Source organism: Micromonospora sp. NPDC049101 (assembly GCF_040648675.1).
In the GTDB taxonomy this organism is placed as follows: domain Bacteria; phylum Actinomycetota; class Actinomycetes; order Mycobacteriales; family Micromonosporaceae; genus Micromonospora.
Genome location: NZ_JBEZED010000044.1, coordinates 17,449 through 32,161, shown reverse-complemented (window position 1 = coordinate 32,161; position 14,713 = coordinate 17,449). Strand labels below are relative to the sequence as shown.

Genomic DNA, 14,713 nt, shown 5'->3' with positions numbered 1-14,713 from the left:
ATGAAGCGCAGCGGACGGGTGGCTCGGACGGCATTGGCGGTGGTCACGGTGCTGCTCGCCGGTGTCGCGCTGAACGGGCACTCTGCCGAGCCCACCGAGGAGCTGACGGTCCTCGGCCCGTGGACCGATGACGAGGAGGTCGCGTTCCGGGCGGTGCTGGAGAAATTCAGGAAGAGTTCCGGCATTCACGCCCGTTACCAGGGGCACCGGGACGTCAGCCAGGTGCTCCAGGTGGCGATCGAGCGCGATCGCCCGCCCGACGTCGCGGTCCTGCCCCGCGTCAACGACCTGCAACGGTACGTCAACGCCGGCCGGCTGGTGCCGCTGGAGGGCCCGATCACGACCGACCCGGGTGCCGATCCGCAGCTGGTCAAGCTCGCGCCCAAGGTGGGGGAGGTCCGCGACAAGCTCCCCTACGCGGTCTCGGTCACCACCCATCTGAAGAGCGTGGTCTGGTACGCCCCGACCGAGTTGAAGAGGTTCGGCCAGTCTGCACCGAGCACCTGGGACGAGCTGGTCGGCCTGACCCAGCGCAGGATCGGTGCCGAGCAGGTGCGTTGGTGCCTCGGCATGAGTGCCCAGTCGGTCTCCGGTTGGCCGGGCACCGACTGGATCGAGGACATCCTGTTGCACCGGTCCGGTGAGGACTCCTACGAGAAATGGACGCGCGGTGACCTCCACTGGAATTCTCCGGAGGTCAAGGGTGCCTGGGAGACCTGGGGCGCCCTGCTGGGGGTCTCGTCGGAGCAGACGGCCCGAGCCAGCCTCTACACCACTTTCCAGACGGCTGCCAAGGGGCTGTTTCCCCGTGAGGTGGAAAATGGTGATGGGGAGAAGGTGGTGATTCCCCCACGCTGTCACCTGGACCACCAGGGTTCCTTCGTGGTCCGGAAGTACCCGCGCAAGCCGTCCACCCCGACGAATGCCGATCCGCCGTTCACCTTCTTCTCGACACCGCCGATCGGGCTGAAGGCCACCCAGTCGCTGCACGAGGTCTCCGACGACGTCGCGGTCATGTTCCGGCACACCAGGGACAGCAAGGACGTCAAGGACAGCGACAACACCGAGCGGGCCAGGGAGCTGATGAGCTATCTCGCCTCCGCGCAGGCCCAGACGGCCTGGCGTGAGCCCACCGAGGGCGTGGCATTCAGTCGGCGTGGCGACGCACCCGAACCCCAGGACAGGGTCCTCGCGGCGGTCGCCGAGCAACTGCGCACCGGCACCCTGTGCTGGGACGCGTCGGACCTGATGCCAGCGGCGATGGCCACGGCGTTCGAGCGGGCGATCCTGGTCTACCTGGAAGCACCGGAGCGCCTCGACAGCCTGCTTGCCGAACTCGAGAAACTCAGGGACAAGGGGCCGAAGGCCGAGTGGCTGGATCTGACGTGCGTGTCGCCGCGGGAGAGAGGACCTGAACGATGACTGAACTGCGCAGATTCGACCTCGACGGTGGCGGCTCGGTGGTGGTCGAGGTCGACGGTCGGGCCGGCGTGACGCCGGCCGGTAACGCCGGCAAGGTGGTTCGTGAGGCGCGGGCGACGTTCGACCGGGCGCTGTCGGAGGTCCGCGACGCCGCCTCCGCCGCGCTCGGCCAGTTCCAGTCGATGGCCCACAGTCCGGACGAGATCGAGATCAGCTTCGGGGTCCAGTTGACCGCGGAGGCCGGCGCGGTGATCGCCCGGACCGGTGTCCAGGGCCAGCTCACGGTGACGGTGCGCTGGCAGCGGCCCCCGACCCCGTAGGCCGGTCGGGACCTTTCACCCGGACCGGGTGATGACGCCCAGTTCCGCGCTCCCTACGGTGGGTGTCATGGCTGCCGTTCGCGCGACCCCTGCCAATCCCTTCCCCGGCCTGGCTGTCGCGGATGCGGACAGCGCCGATCAGCGGGCCATGCCGCCCGATTTGGGCCCCGGCTCCCTCGCGGTGCTCAGCGGGCCGACGTTCCTGTACTCCAACGCGTGTGGGGATGTGCCGACGGGCAGCATCGGTGGGCTCGTGCACCTGGACACCCGCCTGATCAGCGGATGGAGCCTGACCGTCAACGGCGGCGAGTTGTTGGTGTTGCGCTCCGAGACGATCGACCACTACTCCGCGCAGTACGTGCTCACCAACCCGGAGTTGCCCGGGCTGCCGCCGAACACCCTGGGCCTGCGGCGCCTGCGCTACGTCGGCGACGGGTTTCACGAACGCGTGGAACTGGTCTCCTACCGACTGGAGCCGGTCCGGGTGGAGCTGCGGCTGGCCGTCGCCGCCGACTTCGCCGACCTGTTCGAGGTCAAGTCGAGGGTCCGGGACCGCTCCGCCGAGATCAGCCGGGACCACGCCGCCGACGGGTCCGAGCTGTGCTTCTCCTACCAGCGCGGTGACTTCTCCGCGCAGACCCGGGTGTGCTGCACGAAGCCGGCCGACCGCATCGAGGGTGACGATCTGGTCTGGGAGCTGGAGCTAGGGCCCCGCGAGGAGTGGCACGTCGACCTGAACGTGCCACTGCCGCCCGGGATGGGGGTGGTCGAGCCGGTCCGGGGCGACATCGCCGACGTCATCCACGGCCGGGCCGACGACCCGCTGCGCCGGTGGGTCGAGGACCGGGCGTTGCTGCGCAGTGACAGCGCGGCGTTGGAGCGCACCGCGCGGCAGTCCCGCAACGACCTGGCGGCACTGCGGCTCGACCTGGAGGTCAAGGGCCAGCGGATTATGCTGCCCGGTGCCGGACTGCCCTGGTTCCTCGCCGTCTTCGGCCGGGACACCCTGATCACCGCGTACCAGACCCTCGTCGCCGGGCCCGCGCTGGCGAAGGGCACCCTGCTCGCCCTGGCCCGGCTCCAGGGCGACACGTGTGACGACTTCACCGACGAGGAGCCCGGCAAGATCCTGCACGAGGTGCGCAGCGGCGAGTTGACCCGCAGCGGCGAGAAACCGTTCGGGCCGTACTACGGCAGCGCCGACGCCACCCAACTCTGGCTGATCCTGCTCTCCGAGTACTGGCGCTGGACCGGCGACGACGAGACCGTCCGGCACCTGCGGGGCAACGCGCTGGCCGCGTTGCGCTGGATCGACGATTACGGCGACCGGGACGGCGACGGCTACGTCGAGTACGCGACCCGCTCGCCGGAAGGGCTGGGCAACCAGTGCTGGCGGGACTCCCCGGACGGCGTCTGCTTCGCCGATGGCCGAATCCCGGTGCTGCCGCTGGCCACCTGCGACCTACAGAGCTACACCTACGACGCCAAACTACGACTGGCCGAGTTGTTCGACGGGCCGTTGGACGACCCCTCGTTGGCGCGCCGGCTGCGCGACCAGGCCAACACCCTGTACGAGCGGTTCAACACGGACTTCTGGATCGAGGAACGGGGCGGCTACTACGCGGTCGCGCTGGACGGCGAGAAGAACCGCGTCGATTCCAAGACGTCGAACATGGGTCACCTGCTGTGGAGCGGGATCGTGCCGCCGGAGCGGGCCGACGCGGTGGTGCGGCAACTCATGTCGCCGGACATGTTCTCCGGTTGGGGCATCCGCACGCTGTCGCGGGAGGAGCGGCTCTACAACGCCCTCGGCTACCACCTGGGCACGGTCTGGCCGCACGACAACTCGATCGCCGCGCTCGGCCTGGCCCGGTACGGCTACCGGGCCGAGTCGAACCGGATCAGCCTGGCGATGATCGAGGCGGCCGACCAGTTCGGTTACCGGCTGCCGGAGGCGCTCAGCGGGTTCGACCGGGAGCGGCTGCTGTTCGCCATCCCGTACCCAACCGCGTGCAGTCCGCAGGCGTGGGCGGCCGGCACGCCGCTGGCCCTGATCCGCGCCATGCTCGGCGTCAACCCGGTCAACGGCCGGTTGGTCCTCGATCCGGACGTCCCGCAGGAGCTGGGCCGGATCGCCGCCGAGCGGGTGCGGGCGTTCGGCCAACAGTGGGAGTTGGAGGCGATCGGCCGCAGCGGCCAGGTCCGGCTTCAGCCGAGCTGACCGCGACTGACGTTTGTTCGGGGCTTCGACGGGAAACGGCCCGCAATGACGAAACCTCGTGTGGTGATCGTGGGGGCCGGGTTCGCCGGTTACCACGCGGCGAAGACGTTGAGCCGGATCGCCCGGGACCGGGCCGAGATCGTGGTACTGAACTCCACCGACTACTTCCTCTACCTCCCGCTGCTGCCCGAGGTGGCGGCCGGGGTGGTCGAGCCGAAACGGATCGCGGTGCCACTGACCGGCACGCTCAAGGGCGTACGGGTGGTGATCGGCGAGGCGGACCACGTCGACCTGCAGAACCGCTGGGTCGGCTTCACCCAGGCGGAGGGCGAGAAGAACCGGCTGGCGTACGACCGGCTGATCCTCGCCGTGGGCAGCGTCAACAAGCTGTTGCCCATCCCGGGGGTGACCGAGTACGCGCACGGCTTCCGCGGCCTGCCCGAGGCCGTCTACCTGCATGATCACATCGTCCGGCAGCTCGAACTGGCCGAGCAGGCCGAGGACCCGGCCGAGCAGCGGGCGCGCTCCACGTTCGTGGTGGTCGGGGCGGGTTACACCGGCACCGAGGTCGCGGCGCACGGGCAGTTGTTCACCGACGCGTTGCATGCCCAGCGGCCCCGGCTCCCGGTGCGGCCGCGGTGGATGCTGCTCGACGTGGCCCAGCGGGTGCTGCCCGAGATGGACGAGCGGATGTCGCAGACCTCGCACCGGGTGCTCAACCGCCGTGGTGTGGAGGTGCGGATGGGCACGTCCGTGGCGGAGGCGACCTGCGACGGGGTGAAGCTCACCGACGGCGAGTACGTGCCGACCTGCACCCTGGTGTGGTGTGTGGGGGTGCGCCCCGACCCGTTCGTCAACGAGCTGGGTCTGCGCACCGACCGGGGGCGGCTGGTGGTCGACGAGTTCCTCAACGTCCCCGGCTATCCGGAGGTGTTCGCCTGCGGCGACGCCGCCGCGGTGCCGGACCTGGTGAACCCGGGCAAGATCTGCGGGATGACGGCCCAGCACGCGCAGCGGCAGGGTAAGCGCGCGGCGCACAACATCGCCGCGTCGTACGGCTTCGGCAAGCGCAAGCCGTACAAGCACCACGACCTGGGCTGGGTGGTCGACCTGGGCGGCAAGGACGCGGCGGCGAACCCGTTGCAGGTCAACCTGGCCGGGTTGCCGGCCAAGACGGTCACCCGGGCGTACCACCTGATGGCGATGCCGGGCAACCGCACGCGGGTCAGCGCCGACTGGGTGCTGGACGCCGCGCTGACCCGCTCGGCGGTCCAGTTGGGGCTGGTCCCGGCGAACGCGGTGCCATTGGAGAGCACCACCCCCGAGGTGGCGACCCGGGGCCGCTGAAACGACCGCACCGGTCAGCCCGGTGGCGCCCCGGGCCCGCCGGTCAGCCCTGGGGTGCGGGACCGGCCGACCGCGCACCCGGGCCGGCCGGCGGGGCGGGCCGCAACCGACGCGGACCGTACTCGCGCAGCAGGGTCTGCACCATGCCGGCGGCGGGGATGGCCAGCAGCGCGCCGAGCAGGCCGGCCAGCTCCGCCGCGAGCAGCACGCTGACCAGCACGGTCAGCGGATTGAGTCGGACCGCCCGGGACAGGATGAGCGGCTGGAGCAGGTGGTTCTCCACCTGCTGGTAGACCACGAAGAAGACGAGCACCACCACCCCGGCGGTGGGGGAGTGCAGGAAGCCGGCCCCGGTCGCGATCACCGCGCCGAGGGTGGCGCCGACAAGCGGTATCAGGTCGGCCACCGCCACCAACAGGGCGATCACGGCCGCGAACGGCACCCCGGTGACGACCAGCACCACGAAGGTCAACACCCCGCAGATCACGCTGATCACCAGGTTGCCGGTGAGGTAGCCGGTGACGGTGCGCGACACCTCCCGGCCCACCCGACGCAGCCGCTCACCCTGACCGTCCCCGGCCACCGCGAGCAGGCCGCGGGTGATCCGCGGTGCCTCCAGGACCATGAGGTACGCCAGCACGATGACCGTGACCAGCCCGGCGACCGTCTCGACGACGCCGCGCAGCACGCCCACAGCGGGTTGCCGCAGCCGGGTGCCGAGGTCACGGAGCTGCTCGGAGTGTTCGCTGACGTAGCGGCGCACGCCGGTGCGCTCCAGCAGTTGCCCCAGCGGGCCCCGGCCGGCGCGGGCGTCGTGCAACAACCCCGGTGCCCGGTCGGCGAACCGGCCCACCTCCCCGAACAGCGGCGCCAGGATGAGCGCGGCCAGGATCGCCAGCAGCACGAACACGACGAGGAACACCAGCAGCGTGGCCAGCGACCGCCGCCGCACGAGACGGCGTTGCAGCCGGTCCACGAGGGGCTTGAGCGCGACGGCGAAGAACGCCGCGACCACGGCCCAGACCAGCACCCGGCGGGTCGCGTACACGAAGGCCAGCGCGAACGCGGTGGCCAGCACCAGACCGATCACGATCAGGGTGCGGCGGGCTGTCACCCGGTTGTCGGCGTTGCTCATTCGCCGCGCCTTCCCCGCACTCGTCGTCGAAAACCCGGCATTGCGGACGCGGCGACCGCGTCACCCACCCGGCCGATTCGCTCAGCGACGCCCCGGGTGTGCCGTTCCACGCCGGCCAAGGCGACGAGGGGCCGAAGTCGCTCAGCCGTCCGCGTCGGTGAGCGGGTGGGCACCGGCCACGAACGTGTCGAGCGCAGCGGCGTGCAGCAGCCCGCCCGGCACCGGGTCGCGCAGCGCGGCCACCGCCAGCTTCCCGACCGGCAGCCCGCCGGGCCGGGACGTCGCGGCCAACACCAGGTTGCCGTAGCGGCGACCGCGCAGCATCCGCCGGTCGCCGAGCACGCACACGTCGGCGAAGACGGCCCGCACCGTGGCCACCTGCACCCGGGTGGCGACCAGGGGAGGCAGGTCCGTGACGTTGACCAGGAACATCCCGTCCGGGCGCAGGGCACGGGCCACCTCGGCGGCGAACTCGACGGTACGGACGTGCCGGGGCATCCGGGCCGCCCGGTAGATGTCGGCGATGACCAGGTCGCAGGAACCGGCCGGGGTGGCGGCGAGGGCGTCCCGGGCGTCGGCGATCTCCACCCGCACCTGCGGCGGCAGCGGCGGCAACTCCCGGGCGACCAGCTCGACCACCGCCGGGTCCCGCTCGACGACCCGTTGCGGGGAGCCGGGCCGGGTGGCTGCCAGCCAGCGGGGCAGCGTCAACGCCCCACCACCCAGGTGCAGAACGCTCAGCGGTACGCCCGCCGGTGCGGCCGAATCCACCGCCGAGGCGATCCGCCGGACGTACTCGAAGTGCAGGTGCCGGGGGTCCTCGACATCCACGTACGACTGCTCGACGCCGGCGGACAGCAGCGTCCGCCCGGTCCGCCGGACCGGATCGGCGACCAGCTCCAGCCGGTCGGCGGCGCGGTTCATGCCCGGCACGCTAGCTCAGGCCCACCCGCCAGCCGGCGCGCGGCCGGCACGACCGACGGGCCGGCGGAGCGGAACCACCCGCGTCCACCGGCCCGGCACAGCCGTCGCGGCCGGTCAGCCGCCGGCCATCCCGGCTCCCACCTCGTCGATCGCGTCGTCGATCCGGTGGGCGAGGTCCACGTCGAGCGCGGTCACCCCGTCGGCCTGGCTGGTCCGTACGGTCAGCACGGCGGCGGTGTCCCCCGGACGTCCGATGCTCGGGCCGCGCCCGGTGTCCTGGCGCATCCGGTCGAGCCGGTCGAGCACCCGGTCCAGGTTGTCCGGAGGCAGCGCGACCACCCGGTAGAGGCCCTGACCGTCGCCGGTCCAGTAGGGCAGGTCGTCGAGCGCCGCCTCGATCGCGTCCGGGTCCAGGGTGGGTGTGGTGGTGGAGGCGCCCACCAGGCCACCGCCGGCCTCCGGCGGGTTGAGCAGGTCCCGCAACCCGTCGGGTACGTGCAACGACTCGACCAGGTCGCCGTCCTGTGCGGCGAGCGCGGCGATCGTCGCCTCCGCCTGGTATCGGGCCTGCTCGGGGGTGTTGCCGCTGATCCGGCCCACCTCGGCCAGGAAGCCGGGCAGGTCACGGTGCCGCTCGATGCCGTCGACGGGCAGCACGTCGTGCAGCGAGTTCGGGACCGCGGCGAGCAGTCGTTGCCGCTCGGCGGCCTCCAGGGCGAAGGCGAGGACCAGCACTGTCGCTTCGGTGCCGACCTTGGCCGTCTTGAAGTCGACCCCGGCCCGACGCCCTACCTCGTCGACCAGCTCGTGGTAGCCCATGGGGCGTACCCCGGCCGTGCCGCTCGGCGGGGACGGTTGCGGCCTCGGATTGTCGGCGCTGCCGACCTGCGGTGGTGCCGGCCCGCCGCGCGTACTGTCCGGCTTGTGCGGCCCGGCCGGCGGTGGGCCGGCCCGCTTGCCCTGGTCGAGGCTCGTGAGCTGCTTGGAGGCGCTCAGGCTGGCACCGAACTCGCTGGGCTGGCGATTCTGTTCGCGGGCCTGCCGGGCCAGCGCCCGACGCCGCTGGTTGTCGCCCTCCATCTGCTTGCGCATGGTGGCACCCCTTCCGCTGGGGATCGTGGCTGTGCCAGTCGCCTTCCCGCCGCCGCGGGAGCCGAAACGGCCGCCACCGGGCCGGGTCGGTTCGGTGTCCGCGACGCTTCATCCGGCGGGGGTGAGGGGTGCTCACCCACCCGGCCCGCATGCTCAGGTCAGGACCGAAGTTCTTCCGAGGTACGCGGAAGGAAGGTCGTCATGAAGCAGATCGTCGAGATCGTCCCCGCCCGACGCGGCTGGTACGCGCGCTGGCAGCTCACGCCGGAACTCACCAGGTGTTACCCGGTGAGCCTGTGGGCGCTGCTGGAGGAGGCCGACGGGACCGGCCGTGAGGTCATCGGGATGGACTGCATCGGCCAGTGGCCCGGCGCGGACGACAACGAGGCGGGTGGGCAGTTCGTCCGTTACCTGTATCAGACGCCCGATTCGGGGGAGCCCGAGGACGTCGATCCGGCCCCGACCGGCGAGCTGCGCGAGGACGGGCCCCGACTCCAGCCGATGACGACACCCTAGACATTCCTCCGGCCCCCGACCCCAGGTCCCAGGGTCGGGGGCCACCCCGCCTGGGCGAGACCCGAAGGGTTGTCGCCACAGCCGGCCGCTCTTTGCCGGGAAGGCCCTTGCGCCGGCGCACGCTGGTGCCCGGCGATGTGCTCCTCAAGCCCGAGACGTGATCGCACCAGCAGACCCGCGTCCCGCAGGCGACGGACGAACTGCTCGACATTTTCGTACGTCGGCGCTTCCCATGCCTCGGCGCCGATGACGATTCGGCCCGAGTCCGTCACGGGGAAGGGCACGTACCCGTCGACGAGCGAGGATGCGGGATGCGGCCGAAGCACGGTGCCGAGCGTGAGCCGGATCCCGAGGAACTCGGCGTTCGCGGGGACCGGCGCCGTGGTGGCCCTGGTCTCCGGCCCGCGCAGGCTGGCGAGGAGTTGCCCCCGCATCCGCGTGAGGATCAGTTGGCTGCACGTGCGCGCCGCGGATGTCATCGTCGACTCGGCGTCGCTGCCGGTGCGCCACACCCGATCGACGATGCTCGCGTCCGTCTCGGTGGCACGGTGCTCGAAGCGCAAGCGTGGGCCCCCCTCAGACGACGCGCGACAAGTGTCCCCTGCCGAATCGTCGGGCGACGGCGCGGGCAGCGGGTCAGCCGATGGCGCGCAGGTCGTCGGTGGCGTGCTCCACGGTCAGCAACTCGGTCAGGCCGGTGCGGTCCAGCATCCGTTGCAGGTGCGGGGCGGCCCCGGTCAGCCGGATCGCCCCGGCGGCGCGGTGCACCACCAACAGCGCGCTGAGCCCGGACGAGTCGCAGAGGCTGACGCCGGTCAGGTCGATCAGCACCTGCTGGTCGTCGCGCAGGTCGGCGGCCACGGCGATCAGCTCGGGCGCGGAGGCGTAGTCGAGCTCGCCGGTCAGCCGCAGTCGGACGTGCCCGGCATCGAGCCGGATTGTCTCGATGGTCAACAGCTGGTCGGACATCCCACCATGGTCCCAGCCGGACGGAGGAACGCAAATCGGGGGCCGACGCCGCCTCCGCCGGCCCCGCTCAGGCGCTGGTGACGGTGCCTCGTCTGCTGCGCTGGGATGCCGCTTGCCGGGTACCGGCGTAGGCTGGCCGCAGAGTTTTGACCATAGACGCCGGTTCCGGTACGGGTTCGGGTGGATGACAAGGAGTGAGGCTCAGCTGGTGACTGCTTCCGACGTCAGGGACTGCGACCCGGGCGACGGACGGCTCTCCACGCCGAGCACACCCCGGTCTGCGGCGTGGCCCGCCGACCGGTCGCCCCACCCCGGTGCGGCCCCGTTGCCTCGTTCCGGCGCGGTGCAGCCGCCTCGTTCCGGCGCGGCAGAGCCGCCGATGGACCTCGCGCGCGATGCGGCCGCGCCCGACTGGTTCGAGGTCGTCGAGCACCTCCGTGAGGGCCTGGTGGTCTGCGACGCCGACGGCGTCGTGCGGCACGTCAGTCCGGTGGCCGAGCGGCTGCTGCCCGGCGTGCGACCCGGCGAGCTGCTCAGCGCCGCCGGTGTGCCCGGCCTGAGCGCGGGCAACCCCGGCGGCTTCACCTATCGTGGGCGTCGACTGACCGGCCGCCCGGTGGCGCTCTCCGACGGCCGCTGCTGCTGGTACGTCCAGGACGTCACCGACAGCGTCCGCCGCGCCGACGCGCTGCTCGCCGAGCGGGCCCGCTCGACCTTCCTGGCCGTGGTCGGTGACAAGCTGGGCAACCCGCTGCACCCCGACCGGGCCGCCGCGGCGATCGTCCGACTCGCCGTACCGACCCTGGCCGAGGTGGCCGTGCTGGTCCTCGCACCGCGTGCCGGTCGGGCCCGCTGGTGGCGGGCCACGCGCACCGACGACGAGCCACCGTCGGTGGACCACGGGGTGCTGCCCGGCGGCGAGCTGCCCGGCGCCGTCGCCGACGGGCTGACCGGGGTCGAGCCGCACGCGGTGGACTGGCTGGTCGAGCAGGCGGTCGACGCCGGCTGGCTGCCCGAGTCCGCCGAGATCGGCACCGCCGCACGGGTCGTCCCGCTGCCGGGCCGGGACGCACCGGTCGGTGTGCTGCTTGTCGCCCGTCGCGCCCCCGGCTCGTACGACGGAGACGACGTGGAGCTGGTCCGCGCGTTCGCGGCCCGCGCCGGCGCGGCGCTGACGACAGCTCTGCTCTACCGCGACCAGACCGAGGTGGCCGACACCCTCCAGGCCAGCCTGTTGCCGGTCGAGCCGGCCGAAGCCGCGGGCGTGCAGTGGGGCACCGCGTACCGGCCCGCGCAGGCGGGACTGCGCATCGGGGGTGACTTCTACGGCTCGCACCGGCTCGCCGACGGTGGCTCGGTGTTCTTCCTCGGCGACGTCTCGGGCAAGGGGGTCGAGGCGGCCGTCTTCACCGGCCAGTTGCGCCAGTGCCTTCAGGCGCTGCACCGGCTGGAGTCGCACCCCGGGCGGTTGCTGCGGCTGCTCAACGACGCGTTGCTGGAGACGACCCAGGCGCACGGCCAGGGCCGCTTCGCCACCATCGTGCTCGGCGTGGCCCGTCCACAGCGCGACGGCGGCCTCACCCTCACCATGGCCGGCGGTGGGCATCTGCCACCGCTGGTGCTGCGCGCCTCCGGCGCGGTGGAGTCGGTGCCGCTGCGCGGCATGCTGATCGGCGTCGTGTCGGACCCGCGCGTCGGCGAGGTGACCGTACGGCTGGCACCGGGGGAGACCTGCCTGCTCTACAGCGACGGGGTGACCGAGGCCCGCGGTGGCCGGCGCGGCGACGAGCAGTTCGGCACCGAACGGCTGGTCGCCGCCGTGACCGACTGTCAACGGATGCCGGCCCCAGCCCTGGCCGAGCGGGTCGAGCAGGTCACCTGCGACTGGTTGGCGCAGGGCGACCACGACGACATCGCGGTGCTGGCGCTGCGGGCGACCGGCCCGGGTGGCCGCGCGTCGCGGCACCTGCACTCGGTGCCCGCCCCGGCCGGCGCCGACCAGCGCGGCGAGGTCGACTCGCCCGCCACCCCGACCGCCATCGACCCGGGCGACGCGTGACCGCCGCCCCGGCCCGCGGCCACCAGCGCGGCGAGGTCGCCCCGACCGCCATCGAGCCGAGCGACGCGTACCTCGGCTACCTGGACCACCTCGCCGACGCCGACGAGGACGCCGCGATCGACCTGGCGATCGGCCTGCTCGACGCGGGCGTACCGGCGGAGCGGGTGCTGCTCGACCTGGTCGCGCCCGCCCAGGCCGAGGTGGGCGAGCGGTGGGCGCGCAACGAGTGGAGCGTCGCGCAGGAGCACGCGGCCACCCACATCAGCGAACGGGTGGTGGCGGCGGTGGCCGCGCACGTCAACCCGCGCCCGACCGGCGGCCGGGTCGTGGTCGCGTGCATGGACGGCGAGTGGCACGCGCTGCCGCCCCGGCTGGTGGCCGAGGTGCTGCGGTTGCGCGGCTGGCAGGTGACGTTCCTGGGTGCCAGCGTGCCCGCGGCGCACCTCGTGTCGTACCTGCACCGTTACGACGCGCACGCCGTCGCGTTGGCGTGCGCGCTGCCGATGCGCCTGCCGTACGCCCACCGCATGATCGAGGCCTGCCGCCGCTCGGACGTGCCGGTGGTGGTCGGTGGGCGCGGGTTCGGCACGGACGGCCGGTGGGCGCGTCGGCTCGGCGTGGCCTGGGCGCCGGACGCGCCCTCGGCGGCCGAGCTGATCGCCGACGAGCGGGCGTTGCGGGGGGTGCCGCCGGCGCGGTTGTCCCACCTGGCCGACGACGAGTACGCCAGCCTGGTGCGGCGTCGTGCCGAGCTGATCGACAGCGCGTTGGCCGACCTGCGGGAGCGGGTGCCGGTGGCGCGCACGTACACCGCCAGCCAGCTCGACTCCACGGTCAGCGACCTGGGTCACGTCGTGGATTTCCTGGCCGCGGCGGTCTACGTCGACGACGCCTCGTTGTTCACCGAGTTCGTCGAGTGGCTGTCGGAGATCCTGCGCAGTCGGGGTGTGCCCGCGGGGGCCGTGGCCCGCCCCCTGGAGCACTACGCCGTCGCGCTGCGCGACTTTCCCCGGGCGGGGCGCGTGTTGTCCGTGGGGCTCGCCGCGCTGTCCGACGCCGGCCGCTGAGCGTCCATCCGTCGATGCCGGTGTCGATCACCGCGCCCTGCGGTTCGCGGGGCGACCCTGCGTATACTTGCCGCACCGCAAATGTCCCACCCGCGGGTGGAGCGAGGGGGAGAACGGTGACGTTCAGCGTCAGCTACGTCGAAAGCGACGGCGGTGGCGCCTGCCTGCGTCTGGCGGGCGAGCTGGACATGAGCACGGCCCCCCAGCTGACCGCCGCGATCGACAGCCTCACGGCCGACGGCGAGTCCCGGGTGCTGCTCGACCTCACCGACCTCACGTTCTGCGATTCCACCGGGATGGCAGTGTTCGTCCGGGGGGACAATCGGGCGGCGGCCGACGGCGGCTGGCTTCGGCTCGTCGGTGCCAACGGCCGCGTCGACCGGGTGTTGCGGATGACCGGCCTGGCCGACGTGTTGCGCTACGAACCGGAATCGGTCGACCCCGCGTCCCGCAGCGCCTCCTGATGGGCTAGATTTCCCCGCCAACGCGGTGACCGTCAGGTCCCGTCCCCGCCGACCCGAAGCAGGTAGTGATGGGCGTAGACAGCCCGCAGCCGGTACGCATCCTGGTGGTCGACGACGACCCGGGCGACGTCCTGATGATCGAGGAGGCGTTGGCGGATTCCGACGTCGAGAAGGTCATCGACGTGGTCAGCGACGGCGAGGAGGCGATGGAGTTCCTGCGCGCCGAGGGCCGCCACGAGCACGCCCGCCGGCCGGACGTGATCCTGCTGGACCTGAACATGCCGAGGATGGACGGCCGGCAGGTGCTCGGCGCGGTCAAGCAGGACGAGGACCTGCGGACCATCCCGATCGTGGTGCTGACCACCTCCAACGCCGACACCGACATCGTCGGCAGCTACACGCTGCAGGCCAACGCGTACGTCACCAAGCCGATCGACCTGGACGACTTCAACGACGTGGTCCGTCGCATCGACGAGTTCTTCGGCCGGGTGGTCGTGCTGCCCAAGCGCGCCTGACGCGAGCCCTCGCACGCGCATGCTGAACATTTTCCCCGAACCTCCTCGGCCGTCGCGGTCGCGGCCGAGGATCCAGGTGGGGAAGTAACAGCAGCTGCCTGGGGGGCGACAGTATGAAATTCTCCGTCGTTGAGTCCGGTTACGACACGCGGCAGGTGGATTCGTGCCTGGACGAGTTGGGGATCCGGCTGTCCCGGCTCGCGGCGCGTGCCGAGGGTGCCGCCGAAGCCTCCCGTGAGTGGGACGAGATCCGGCAGGAGGCGGCCTGGCTCAGCGGGCTCCTGCAACGGCTCGACCTCGGCGACACCGCCGGCACCCGGCACCTCGGCGACACCGCCGGCACCCGGCACCCCGACGACGACGTGCGGCGCGAGGCCGCCGAGATCCTGGCCCAGGCCCGTGCCGAGCTGGACGAGGCCCGCGCGGAGGCAAGACTGGTGCGGGAGCGGGCGTACGAGGGGGCCGTGCAAGCCCGGCGCGACTTCGAGGCGGCGCTGTACCTCCGGCGGCGGCGCGAGGCCCGGGTGGACGAGATCCTCGCTCAGGTGACGCCGGATCAGGTGCCCGCCGACACCCCGACCGCCGCTGCCGGCGTACCGGGGAGTCGGGTGTCGGCCGGCGGGCTGGATCCGGGCGCGGAGCCGCCATCCGGCCGGCGCTGA

The 14,713-nt window shown here is 72.4% G+C and carries 15 protein-coding genes; 10 read left to right on the top strand and 5 right to left on the bottom strand.

Translation table 11 applies throughout. The features are described from left to right. The 4 genes from AB0B57_RS35540 (at nucleotide 1) to AB0B57_RS35525 (ending at nucleotide 5,310) form a co-directional block, all read left to right on the top strand. Complete coding sequence (locus AB0B57_RS35540; RefSeq protein WP_357080446.1) at nucleotides 1–1,422, top strand: extracellular solute-binding protein; 1,422 nt, start codon at nucleotides 1–3, stop codon at nucleotides 1,420–1,422. After that, nucleotides 1,419–1,742 carry a CU044_2847 family protein gene (locus tag AB0B57_RS35535; RefSeq protein WP_357080443.1) on the top strand — a complete coding sequence of 108 codons (324 nt, stop codon included), beginning with the start codon at nucleotides 1,419–1,421 and terminating at the stop codon, nucleotides 1,740–1,742. The genes AB0B57_RS35540 and AB0B57_RS35535 overlap by 4 nt, the downstream gene beginning before the upstream one ends. Nucleotides 1,743–1,809: 67 nt before the next feature. Beyond that, nucleotides 1,810–3,963 (top strand): glycogen debranching N-terminal domain-containing protein, encoded by a 2,154-nt coding sequence (locus tag AB0B57_RS35530; protein ID WP_357080439.1) that lies wholly within the window; start codon nucleotides 1,810–1,812, stop codon nucleotides 3,961–3,963. 45 nt (nucleotides 3,964–4,008) lie between these two features. Next, a complete protein-coding gene (locus tag AB0B57_RS35525; RefSeq protein ID WP_357080436.1) occupies nucleotides 4,009–5,310 on the top strand; it encodes an NAD(P)/FAD-dependent oxidoreductase in 1,302 nt (433 codons plus the stop codon). A 43-nt stretch (nucleotides 5,311–5,353) separates the two neighbouring features. Here AB0B57_RS35525 and AB0B57_RS35520 read toward each other — a convergent pair whose 3' ends face one another. From AB0B57_RS35520 to AB0B57_RS35510, 3 genes are all read right to left on the bottom strand, one after another. Next, a complete protein-coding gene (locus AB0B57_RS35520; protein WP_357080433.1) occupies nucleotides 5,354–6,445 on the bottom strand; it encodes an AI-2E family transporter in 1,092 nt (363 codons plus the stop codon). 141 nt (nucleotides 6,446–6,586) lie between these two features. Continuing rightward, the gene (locus tag AB0B57_RS35515) at nucleotides 6,587–7,369 is read right to left on the bottom strand and encodes a fused MFS/spermidine synthase (protein WP_357080430.1); all 783 of its coding nucleotides are present in this window, start codon (nucleotides 7,367–7,369) and stop codon (nucleotides 6,587–6,589) included. A gap of 114 nt (nucleotides 7,370–7,483) precedes the next feature. Continuing rightward, entirely contained in the window at nucleotides 7,484–8,461 is a 978-nt protein-coding gene (locus AB0B57_RS35510) for a DUF2267 domain-containing protein (protein ID WP_357080427.1), read from the bottom strand. A gap of 201 nt (nucleotides 8,462–8,662) precedes the next feature. On the opposite strand from AB0B57_RS35510, the gene AB0B57_RS35505 reads away from it, so the two are divergent. Then, nucleotides 8,663–8,977, top strand: coding sequence for a hypothetical protein (locus AB0B57_RS35505; protein WP_357080424.1), 315 nt, complete (start codon nucleotides 8,663–8,665; stop codon nucleotides 8,975–8,977). Here the strand turns inward: AB0B57_RS35505 and AB0B57_RS35500 are convergent. Together AB0B57_RS35500 and AB0B57_RS35495 are read right to left on the bottom strand one after the other, a co-directional pair. Next, nucleotides 8,974–9,540, bottom strand: coding sequence for a hypothetical protein (locus AB0B57_RS35500; protein ID WP_357080421.1), 567 nt, complete (start codon nucleotides 9,538–9,540; stop codon nucleotides 8,974–8,976). The two genes, AB0B57_RS35505 and AB0B57_RS35500, sit on opposite strands and share 4 nt — an antisense overlap. Before the next feature lie 73 nt (nucleotides 9,541–9,613). After that, nucleotides 9,614–9,946, bottom strand: a complete 333-nt coding sequence (locus tag AB0B57_RS35495; RefSeq protein WP_357080418.1) for an STAS domain-containing protein — start codon at nucleotides 9,944–9,946, stop codon at nucleotides 9,614–9,616. Between the two features lie 208 nt (nucleotides 9,947–10,154). On the opposite strand from AB0B57_RS35495, the gene AB0B57_RS35490 reads away from it, so the two are divergent. The 5 genes from AB0B57_RS35490 (at nucleotide 10,155) to AB0B57_RS35470 (ending at nucleotide 14,713) form a co-directional block, all read left to right on the top strand. Continuing rightward, complete coding sequence (locus AB0B57_RS35490) at nucleotides 10,155–12,005, top strand: SpoIIE family protein phosphatase (RefSeq protein WP_357080415.1); 1,851 nt, start codon at nucleotides 10,155–10,157, stop codon at nucleotides 12,003–12,005. Further along, entirely contained in the window at nucleotides 12,002–13,072 is a 1,071-nt protein-coding gene (locus tag AB0B57_RS35485) for a cobalamin B12-binding domain-containing protein (protein ID WP_357080412.1), read from the top strand. Before AB0B57_RS35490 ends, AB0B57_RS35485 begins: the two co-directional genes overlap by 4 nt. Nucleotides 13,073–13,188: 116 nt before the next feature. After that, entirely contained in the window at nucleotides 13,189–13,536 is a 348-nt protein-coding gene (locus AB0B57_RS35480) for an STAS domain-containing protein (RefSeq protein WP_357080409.1), read from the top strand. Between the two features lie 68 nt (nucleotides 13,537–13,604). After that, nucleotides 13,605–14,051: a response regulator gene (locus tag AB0B57_RS35475; protein WP_357080406.1), complete on the top strand. Its 447-nt coding sequence runs from the start codon at nucleotides 13,605–13,607 to the stop codon at nucleotides 14,049–14,051. Nucleotides 14,052–14,164: 113 nt separating this feature from the next. Then, nucleotides 14,165–14,713: an ATPase gene (locus AB0B57_RS35470; RefSeq protein ID WP_357080403.1), complete on the top strand. Its 549-nt coding sequence runs from the start codon at nucleotides 14,165–14,167 to the stop codon at nucleotides 14,711–14,713.